13 protein-coding genes are annotated in these 10,250 nt (G+C 30.7%); 8 read left to right on the forward strand and 5 right to left on the reverse strand.

Translation table 11 applies throughout. The features are described from left to right. Window positions 1-45: 45 nt before the first annotated feature. The 4 genes from ABD816_RS21295 to ABD816_RS21310 form a co-directional block, all read right to left on the reverse strand. Window positions 46-645 (reverse strand): biliverdin-producing heme oxygenase, encoded by a 600-nt coding sequence (locus ABD816_RS21295; RefSeq protein WP_344930872.1) that lies wholly within the window; start codon window positions 643-645, stop codon window positions 46-48. 38 nt (window positions 646-683) lie between these two features. Continuing rightward, window positions 684-1,103, reverse strand: coding sequence for a response regulator (locus tag ABD816_RS21300; RefSeq protein ID WP_344930873.1), 420 nt, complete (start codon window positions 1,101-1,103; stop codon window positions 684-686). A 62-nt stretch (window positions 1,104-1,165) separates the two neighbouring features. Beyond that, window positions 1,166-3,373 carry an ATP-binding protein gene (locus ABD816_RS21305; protein ID WP_344930874.1) on the reverse strand — a complete coding sequence of 736 codons (2,208 nt, stop codon included), beginning with the start codon at window positions 3,371-3,373 and terminating at the stop codon, window positions 1,166-1,168. A gap of 126 nt (window positions 3,374-3,499) precedes the next feature. After that, window positions 3,500-5,035, reverse strand: a complete 1,536-nt coding sequence (locus tag ABD816_RS21310) for a sensor histidine kinase (RefSeq protein ID WP_344930875.1) — start codon at window positions 5,033-5,035, stop codon at window positions 3,500-3,502. Window positions 5,036-5,304: 269 nt separating this feature from the next. Between ABD816_RS21310 and ABD816_RS21315 the strand changes: the two genes are divergently transcribed. The 7 genes from ABD816_RS21315 (at window position 5,305) to ABD816_RS21345 (ending at window position 8,437) form a co-directional block, all read left to right on the forward strand. After that, window positions 5,305-5,856, forward strand: a complete 552-nt coding sequence (locus ABD816_RS21315) for a helix-turn-helix domain-containing protein (protein ID WP_344930876.1) — start codon at window positions 5,305-5,307, stop codon at window positions 5,854-5,856. Between the two features lie 20 nt (window positions 5,857-5,876). Next, window positions 5,877-6,323, forward strand: coding sequence for a response regulator (locus tag ABD816_RS21320; RefSeq protein WP_344930877.1), 447 nt, complete (start codon window positions 5,877-5,879; stop codon window positions 6,321-6,323). A 277-nt stretch (window positions 6,324-6,600) separates the two neighbouring features. Then, a complete protein-coding gene (locus ABD816_RS21325) occupies window positions 6,601-6,744 on the forward strand; it encodes a hypothetical protein (RefSeq protein WP_344930878.1) in 144 nt (47 codons plus the stop codon). Window positions 6,745-6,764: 20 nt separating this feature from the next. Next, window positions 6,765-7,784, forward strand: a complete 1,020-nt coding sequence (locus ABD816_RS21330) for a helix-turn-helix domain-containing protein (protein ID WP_344930879.1) — start codon at window positions 6,765-6,767, stop codon at window positions 7,782-7,784. Between the two features lie 160 nt (window positions 7,785-7,944). Then, the gene (locus ABD816_RS21335; protein ID WP_344930880.1) at window positions 7,945-8,085 is read left to right on the forward strand and encodes a hypothetical protein; all 141 of its coding nucleotides are present in this window, start codon (window positions 7,945-7,947) and stop codon (window positions 8,083-8,085) included. A gap of 17 nt (window positions 8,086-8,102) precedes the next feature. Then, entirely contained in the window at window positions 8,103-8,246 is a 144-nt protein-coding gene (locus tag ABD816_RS21340) for a hypothetical protein (RefSeq protein ID WP_344930881.1), read from the forward strand. A gap of 38 nt (window positions 8,247-8,284) precedes the next feature. Then, on the forward strand, window positions 8,285-8,437 hold the full coding sequence (locus tag ABD816_RS21345) for a YqaE/Pmp3 family membrane protein (RefSeq protein WP_344930882.1): 153 nt from the start codon (window positions 8,285-8,287) through the stop codon (window positions 8,435-8,437). A gap of 78 nt (window positions 8,438-8,515) precedes the next feature. On the opposite strand, the gene ABD816_RS21350 is transcribed toward ABD816_RS21345, so the two are convergent. After that, complete coding sequence (locus ABD816_RS21350; protein ID WP_344930884.1) at window positions 8,516-9,241, reverse strand: alpha/beta fold hydrolase; 726 nt, start codon at window positions 9,239-9,241, stop codon at window positions 8,516-8,518. A 229-nt stretch (window positions 9,242-9,470) separates the two neighbouring features. Between ABD816_RS21350 and ABD816_RS21355 the strand changes: the two genes are divergently transcribed. Further along, on the forward strand, window positions 9,471-10,004 hold the full coding sequence (locus tag ABD816_RS21355) for a hypothetical protein (RefSeq protein WP_344930886.1): 534 nt from the start codon (window positions 9,471-9,473) through the stop codon (window positions 10,002-10,004). Window positions 10,005-10,250 lie beyond the last annotated feature (246 nt).

Below are 10,250 nucleotides of genomic sequence, written 5' to 3' on the forward strand. Positions count from 1 at the left end.
TGACTATTTACTTATTATATCAAATCGGAAAACAAAAATATACCGTTAAGAAAAAAAAGTAAATGCTTTGTTAGCAGCATCTAATGCTTTCTGAATGTTTGATTCTGTATATTTCTGATTATTAAGATACATACAAAACTCTTTCCAATTCTTCATTTGATCTTTTGATTTACCTGAAAAAAAATATGGATTCCTGATATGTTCCAAAGATGGACATTGTGATATATGTTTTGCAATTAGCATTCCACCCAGCATAGAACCTTCAATAACGTACAAAAATCCAATTAGGGAATCTACGGAAGAATTTTCCGGACAACTGATACTATTTTCCTGTGAATGATCAAGCAGTACTCCCAAAGCGTTTAGATCTTTTTGTAAACGATTACTTTTATCATAAGACACAAGGGATGTTAGCTCGTTAGGTAGTATATGTTTATTTTGATATAGATATTGTTCAATACTTCGATAAGCTTTCCAGTTAATGAATAGAAGTTTTTTGTATTCTTCCAGAGAAATAGTATGATCAATAATCTTTTTTGCTAGATTTTTTTTCTCTGCTTCTTGATGAGAGAGTGCCGTACCAGCTTTTAAAATTTCTAAAATTGACTTGGATTGATGATCTGAAATTTTTATTTGCTGCGACATCATAGAACTTTAAACTTGTAATTATTTTAAATTAGTAATTATTGGAAAGATTTATTGATTCCTACCCAGTAATCAACAATTTTAGGAAGTCTGGTTTTAAGTTCAGAAAAACTTTTTGGTTTTTCTACATAACTATTTCCTCCTAGTGCATATGTTTCATTAATTTCATCGGGACGATCTGATGAACTTAGCATAACAACCGGAACACTATTTACCTTTTTTTTGTTTCTTAAATAATCTAATACTTCCAGACCATTCATTTTTGGTAATTTAATATCAAGCAAGATACACGATGGTGGTTGATTTTTAAAATCAGGAGACTCAAAATATTGTATGGCTGATTCTCCATCTTCTATATATCGAACCTCGCAATTCGGAATTTCTTTATTAAAAATTCTTTTCATTAGTGCAATATCAGAACGATTGTCTTCTATAGATAGAATATATTGTTTCTTCATTTCATTATATCATTTTATACAAACTATTAGAAAAATAATGTAGTATTCAATACCAAATATGGTTATGACAGTTGATCATTTTTGTTTAAATTAAAACTAAAAACAGATCCCTTTTGAGGAGTACTTCTTACTTTGATATCCCCTCCATGTTTTTCTACCACTCTTTTAGAAATGGCTAGACCTATACCTGATCCTTGATATTCATCATTTACTAATCTATTAAAAACACCAAAAATCTTAGTGACATGGCTAATATCAAAGCCGATCCCGTTATCTTTAATGTAGTAATATTCATTTTCATATCCAATTTCAATATTAGGTTTTTCTTCTTTGGAAGAATACTTGAGTGCATTTCCTATCAGGTTAATTAACAACTGAAAAATCATTCCTCTATCTCCGTAAGCAGGTGGTAATTGGTGCACATTAATATAAGTATTGGCATATAAACGATCGACCTGCAAAAAGCCTAGCACATCAGATATCAATTCTTGCATATTAATTTTATCACGTTTAAGCAATGTTTTGCCTAGCCCGGCAAAGGCCAAAATATCATCAATTAATGTGTTCATTTTATTTATTGATGAAATAATGGTATTAATGGCTTGCTGTCCATATTCATCCAGACTATCAAAATAATCTTCTTTTATAATTTGCGCAAAACCATCAATTCCTCGCAATGGTGATCTAAGATCATGAGATACACTGTAACTAAAGGATTCTAACTCCTCATTGGCAGCTACAAGTTTTTTATTAAGAAAATTGATTTCATCATATTTCTCTACAATAATATTAGTAATATGATCTTTTAATGCTTTAGTCGAAGCTATCTCCATATCTGACCAAGGCAGACTATGCCCAGATTGTTCTTCTGTCCATTTTGCAAATGATTTTCTGGGAGATAATATTTGGTTTGAATCTACTGATTTTTCATTAGGATTTCCTCCCCAATCAACTGTCTGAATTACTTCTGGTTTAAACCAAATAAGCATATCATTTTTAGAATTGGAAATAAACAAGGTCAAAATACCCGAAGCAGTCTCTGTTATTTTATGTGCATCTGCATATATACTGCCTAGATGGCTAGTATATAAAACATCAGAATTATGCTGTGTCTGAATCCAACTTATTAATTTTGTAATTTCTTCTTCTTCTGGAGTGTTTCCAATAGTTTTAATGGCCCCATTCATAAACAATGCTGCACCTTCTGCTTCTGTAATATCTAACATAGAATAAGATTCCACGGACAGAATAGATTCAATATCCCAACCCTTACTCATTTGCTCTATAAGTTTTAATCTTATTTTATTAGACTGATTGGTCTTCTCTAATGCTATATTCATCGTAAGCAAACCTAACTGTGATGAAAACATTTGTGTTATCAATTTAACAGAAAGTCTACGGTGGTAATTAAGAAATTTAGGACTATAATGATGACAAGCAATCAAACCCCATAATTCATTTTGATATATAATAGCAGCAGTAAGTGTAGCGCCAACCCCCATATTAGTTAAATATTCAATATGTATCGGAGATACAGCCCTTAATTCAGAATTTGACAAATCTAATGGTGCTTTATGAGAAGCACTATTAGTAATAGGAATAGTATCAGAAGAAACATCTGCTACAATTCGAACCCCTTGCTTTAAAAATAATTTTCTTGCTTGTTGTGGAATATCAGTGGCAGGATATTGCAACCCTAACCAGCTTTCCAAATGTGCTTCTTTTTCTTCAGCAACTACTTTACCATTCCAATGACTATCAAACTGGTATATCATCACCCTATCATAATCAAAAAAGCTTTTGATTAATTGTGCAACTTCTTTACACATATCAAACTCGTTTTTAATTGCACTCAGACTGTTAATAGCCAAAGACAATTGTTGCTGATATATAATCGGATCTAATGGTTCGTCTGCCTTTTCTAATTCAATAATAATAGCTTGAGTATCGACGCTATGCGCAATTAATATAAAATCCTCCTCTTTTAGTGTAATAGGTATAGGTACAATTTTATGTTCATTACAATTATTTTTAATCTGATCAATCAATGATTCAGAAAACAATGTATGGATATGATTTTCAGCTAACTCATCTGATGAAACATCAAATAAATCCAGACAATTCTGACTGAAGTAAGAAATTTTAAGTGTATTTGGGTTACAGGCAATTAAATACCCATGATTTTGAATTTTTCCTACAATATGAATAGGTTCTTTATCACAATTAGTAAGATCCACTTTTTTGGGATACAGTGCTGACGGGCTTTCCATTTATTCCTTATCTTTTTTGCAAATAACAATTTCCAATATAAATATAATTGCGATGATAATTAAAAACTATAACAATACATATTTTTTTGTCCTCATATGGTTAAAAATTGTAAACATTACCTGATATTAAACTGGTAATGCCACACTAAAGATGGCTCCCTGATTTACATTACCGGTTGCTTTAATTTTACCATGGTGTGTATCTGTAATTTTTTTACAGATTGCTAAACCAATCCCTGTCCCACTATATTCATTTTTTTGATGCAGCCGCTGGAATAGTTCAAAAATTTTATGTTCGTGTTCTTGTTGAAATCCAATTCCATTATCTTTAAAAATTATCTCAACAAATTGTTGACCTTCTTTCCTTGTTTTTAATGATCGATCATCCAGATGAAATTCAATCTTAGAGGATATTTCTAATTGCAGAATTCGATCGGGATGTTTGTATTTTATAGCATTTGTAATAATGTTATAAAATAATTGATGTATAAGAAAGGGAATACCTAAAATGGTAGGCAAGGGCTTTTTTTGCAGGCTGACACGACCTTTTTCCGATTCATCAAAAACATCCTCCAGAATTACTTCCAGAGTTTGTTGCAAGTCTACTTTTTCAAATGCGACACCTGCCTTTCCTATTCTGGAATATGTGAGTAAATGTTTTATTAACTCCTGCATTCGCTCTGCAGAAGATTCGATTTTAGTTAGAAAATTCTTCCCATTTTGAGACATTGCTTTTATATCCTTTTCACTTATTCTGGAAATGAACATCTGGATTTTTCGTAAAGGTTCCTGGAGATCATGACTAGCAATGTGATTAAAAGAGTCTAACTCTGCATTAATTCTTACAAGTTCTTCATTTGATTTTATAATGATAATTTCATTTTTTCTAATTTCAGTAATATCCTTTATTACACCAAGCATTAATTGACCTCCTTTGACAGGAACAAAATTACCTGTTAATGAAAAATTCCGTTTCTCTTTTTCATTAAAAACAGAAAAATACTGTTCTGTCAGATTATCATCATACTTCGAAACTTCTATTTCTGATAAGATTTTTTTTCTGTCATTCACTGGCATAATCTCAAAAATTCCGTTTCCCTCTCTCATTTTCTTACACAGTATATCATTGAATAAATTTTTTATATTCTCAGAAATTATCCAAGAACCTGAAAAAATATTCCATTGAAAACTAGCAGATTTTGATATTTCTTCGGCCTCATTCAGCAGTTTATTCTGTAATTCTAACCGTTTATTTGTAGCCTTCAATTTATTATCAGATTTTTTTAAATCTGTAATATTATTACAGGTGACTACAATAGTTTCATCTTTACGTATTGCATAACATTGAAGCCAAACCGTTTTTTGGCATAGAGTTAGTTTCCTTTCAAAAGATATCTCCATGTCTGGCTTGCCATAACAAGCAGTTAGTATTTCGAAAATACCGTTTTCTAAAATTTCGGGAAAAACCGAAACTATCTTATTATTTAAAAAATCTTCAATATCTAAATTTACTAATGATGTAATATTATCTGTTACAAATTCTATAGTAAAATCTACAATTTTTCTGGAATCACTAATTGGTTTTAGTATAAAAATCAAGTGATCAGATTTCTTAAGGATATCATTAAGAAAGCTCCAGGATGCTCGCACGTTTTCTCTCATTTTATAGTATTTACCATGTACTTATAATTTGACAACCATTTTATTGTAATCTAAACCTTGAACTTTATCCGCTAACTTTATAAAATAATCAATGACTCTTTGTATAGTTCTATTTAGCTTATCATATCGAAATATATTAATTCTTTTTCTGAATTTAAAAATTAAAATTACACAACTATTTCAAGTATTACGAAGTATTACATCGATACAGTACATTTTGTACATTTCTTTTTAATACTTTTACGTATCAGATAAGACAGTTAGATTTTATGAAGCTTTATTTAAAATATGACATTAATATTATTTTTAGAAAAACACTAGAGAATCAGCTGGATAAAATTGGTATTGCTTATAAGATAAACGGTTTAGGCGAAGTAGAATTTACACAACCACTAAATCCTCAAGAAGTAAAAGAACTTACCGTTTTATTATCAACGTATGGAATTAAAATAATTAATGATCATAAAACAGAGATAGTTCAGCGAATTAAAGATACTGTAACAGAAATGGTCAATAATACCACAATTGAAAAATCGTTCAAAACATCTGTATATCTTTCTGAAAAACTTGAGTATTCCTACACCTATTTATCTAGTATCTTTTCTGAGAATACGTATAGTTCTATTGAAAGCTTTGTGATTTTAAAAAGGATAGATAGAGCTAAATCATTAATTATTAAAGATCGATTGACTCTTACTGAAGTGGCTTACACCCTGGGATATAGTAGTGTAGCTCACCTATCCGCTCAGTTTAAAAAAACAACAGGATTGACACCTACAGTTTTTCAAAGAATCATCAAACAACGAGAAGCTAATAAATAAGGTCCAATATAACCAGTATTATGAATCTAGACGCATTAAAAATAGTTTTAGTAGATGATGATGAAGACGATCGTACTTTTTTTAAAGATGCAATAGAAGAGGTTGATATAAAGACCAACTTACTTTTATTTGGTAATGGTCAGGAATTTATGGATTATATTACTTTACCTGGTCAATCCTTACCTCATCTCGTTTTTCTCGATCTTAATATGCCTATTAAAAACGGAATACAGTGTTTAACTGAGATACGTGAAATCCCTACTATAAAAGATTTGCTAATAGCTATTTATTCTACCTCTTCTTCAGATCAGGATATAGAAGATACATTCATAAAAGGAGCTAATATCTATATCAATAAGCCTAACGATTTTAAGAAACTCAAAAAAATCATTAAAGACGTATTAAAACTGAACTGGCAATACCACACCTCTAATCTGGACAGGGAAAGCTTCATGCTTAGTATATAATACTTTTTTTTCTTAGCCTTAAATATACATTTAAGAAATTTTAATTTATAAGCATTATACCTTATATAATATATTACATTATATATAATTACCGAATTACACCTTATCAACACTCTTAAAATGCTATTTGTGTTAATTTTTTAAGAATAATATAGCATGAACTCCTTTTTTCACTTGCAAAACTGAAAATTATATAAACCTTGCTGAAAATTATATAAAACATTTTTCTCCGTTTACTCGCACCTTTGAAAAATATTAATCATTTCATCCAATTAGTATGTTATTGAATCAAAATGCAAAAGTGGGAAGAGTTTTTCAAAAGCCTTCTGCAACACCACAATTATCCACACTAGCATCTTGCAATATAAGGATTGCTAATAATTGTGGTGAGGAATTAAAAGTTACAAAGACAAATTATTAACGGAATTAAAAATTTATATCATGAGATTTTCAACGTTAGAGTATACGGATCAAGAAGCTATTTTTTCTCAATTACAGGAACAATTAAAAGGTACTGTCTCTTATAATTGTGGAGAATACTTAATCAATGTCGATAATGAGTTCGCCAATGGAACGGTTAGGTGCGTTAAAGTTCAGAATCATAAATTATTTTTTGAATTCGATTTAAAGTTTTATAAAGATTTCGAACTAAGGATCTGCGATCAACAATCTAGTCCCGTAAATTTTATGTACAACTTAAATGATCAAATCACCTTAAGTCTGCAGGGAAAGGATGAAGAATATACCTTAGAAGAATTTCAGACAGCTATTATTTTTGATAAACATTACACACCTTCATTTAAGTTTCAGGCTGATACTACTATTAAGGTTTGTTTGATTTCTGTTTATTTTCCACATAATATGGAAGAAGCTTCTGCAATTGTATCTAATATTTACTCATCATTTGCAAAAAATTCAGAGAGTAATAATTTCATTTACCTTGGTTCTTACAACATCAAAATTGCTACTCAAATTAAAAAATTAAATGAGATCACCGAAGAAGGCATCGTAAGAAAATTGTTAATTGTAGGAATGGTGCAGCTCATTTTAGCCATGGAGATTCAGCACCAACAAGATGATCTGAACAATGCAGGTAATCCCACGGTAAATTTGACAAAGCTGGAATTAAAATCTATCAGAGATCTAGCTCAGGAAATTAATGAACATGTAGATGTTCAATATACACTCAATTACCTTACACATAAATCTTGTATTTCTGCTGCCAAATTACAGGAAGGGTTCAAATATCTTTATGGAAGAACGGTTACAGATTACATTAGAAATGTTAGATTAGAAAGAGCAGAGCAGTTGATCAAAACTACCGATCTAAATATTTCAGAAGTAGTATATAGTGTTGGATTCAGTAGTAGAAGCTACTTTTCTAAAATTTTTAAAGAAAAATATTCTTGCAGTCCTAAACAATATCAGGACAAATTAAATTATCCAGCTATAAGTGCCTAACTAAAATCATTATTAATCTCTGTTTTTAATACCATTTAAATTAGTTATAATCAATGTATGGATTTACATTCATTAGATTTAGTTTAAGTTGCTTAAAAAGGGCTTTTATAACAAGTATTATAAACAGCATTCACATTATGATCATATTAATTTATTAAAAATGAAAAATAACATAAAACTACAACCTTCCGCAGAAAAATACACCTTGGACACACATATTGAAAGTAACAAAACTGTTGTGATCACAGGAAATAGAGAAGGTCTTAAAAAACTAAAAAAAGCATATAGCCTTACTTGGTAAAAATTAAATAAATTATAATGAAAAACTTACATCAACATACTACCGCACAGGATAAAAATAGCGGTAATAACAGAGCCTTAGATAACACATTGCAACACGCTTCTTATGGAAAAACAACAAAGAGAAAACGTTTTCCAAAATGGCTGAGTGATAAGAACTAAAATAAGTTACCTATTTTTTAACATTAAACATACAAATCATGTCTTTACTTACAATAATTCTGAATATTTTACTACCACCATTACCTGTTTTCTTAAAACATGGATTGGGAACTACTTTTCTGATTAATTTGATTTTAACAATTATCGGTTGGCTCCCGGGTGTGATACACGCATTTATAGTAAATGACTAATGCACAAGTACTTTTGCCTTTTATAACATAACCAAATGCTATAAAATAATTGGTAAGTATGCTGGACATCAAAACATCTTACGTATTTCCGATTCTTTTAATATGTCTAGCCAATAGCCGTGTATTTTCTAAGGGTATGAGATGACCGGATTTTCCTAAAGTAAGAAGTGTGACTAATTGTAGATTGGGTAGCACTTCTGACTTTATAACATCTAAGGTGATGACGGGATCTTTTTTACTACAAATAACAAAAACGGGAAATTGATTTGTTTTAGTGATTAGTGAAATATCTTCGTTCATTCCTTCATTAATCCACCATTTCCAAGTCGAAGATTCTATTCTCAGTTGACTCTCTACGGCGTATTTAAATTTTGCTCTTCTTAATATTTTCCGTGTTGATTTTTTGACAGTTTTTCTCGCTTCTTCTGTATTAGGGTGGTGCAACATTCTCATTTTTTCTTCTGGGCTCATTTCTTCTTTTGTAGGAGGAGATGGTGCTATGAGTATTACTTTTGCAGGAGGAAAGTCCTTATTAATTTGAGCTGCGTATAGTGCTAATTTTCCACCCATAGAATGACCGCAAAGTATGTACTCTTTTAATTCTAACAAATTAATCTGAGTGTTGATCCAATCAGCAAAACTAGGAACATCTAAATTTTCTAAGGATGTTGTATTATCAAAACCTGGTAATGTAAGAGAAATGCATGTAAATTTATTTCTCAATCTTCTTGCCAGCCACTGCCAACTTCCTCCATCACCACCAAAATAATGTATAAAAACTATCGTTGGTTTCTGTACCTTCATGAATTGATTTTTTTTTAATTATTTCTTCAAAATATCAAAAGTATACGTATTCAATTAATAATTACTACATCTTTTTATTACCGTTACTTTTTTTACGGTTAGCGTTATCATTTTTATGGGTAACCATGATTTTACTCTCTCTTGATTTTAGAGTTAATTCTTTGAGTGATACGGCAAATGAATTGGTTTAAAGGTATATATCTTTATATTTCACATAAAAAAATATAACATGAATACATTAGCATTTTCAGAAAATCGAGTTGACAGAATTTTTCATAATACCCATACTGCAAATCAGTATTATGATCATTTAATAGAATTAGGATATACACCTGATCACATAACTGTATTAATGTCAAAAGATACAAAAGACAAATTTTATGCGTCTAATCCACACGTAGAAAAAAATAGTGATGAGGCATTAAAAGGTGCCGGCGCAGGGAGTGCGATTGGTGGTACAATTGGAGCAGTTGTCGGTGCAGTTGCAGCGATCGGGACAAGTGTTATTATTCCTGGGCTTGGTTTAGCGATTGCTGGTCCCCTAGTCGCTGCATTTGCTGGCGCTGGGATAGGTGGTGCCGGAGGAGCACTAGTAGGAGCATTAACAAAAGCCGGATTATCAGATACGGCATCAACTGAGTATGTTAAATCTATTGAAGAAGGTAAAATAATTATATCTGTAGAACCAATTAACGAAGATCATTATACTACGCTTTCTGCATATGATGATGTAATATATAGCAAAAGTTCTACGACCATTTAAAAACTTGACTTAATAGCAAATAAGTGAGGCTGTCTAAAAAGGCAGTCTTTTTTTTGTATAAAATTTCTACTATTTGTAAATTTAGATTATGAGTCGCAAAGTAATCTTCAAGACTTACTATCAAGATCAGTTAAGTCTTTTACCACCTAGTTACGATGATTTAGTTCCAGCGAATCATCCTGTTCGTATTGTCAATACCATTATAGATTCCTTAGATATATCAGTTTTAGAGAAGGGTTATAAAGG

Source organism: Aquimarina addita (genome assembly GCF_039539305.1).
GTDB lineage: Bacteria > Bacteroidota > Bacteroidia > Flavobacteriales > Flavobacteriaceae > Aquimarina > Aquimarina addita.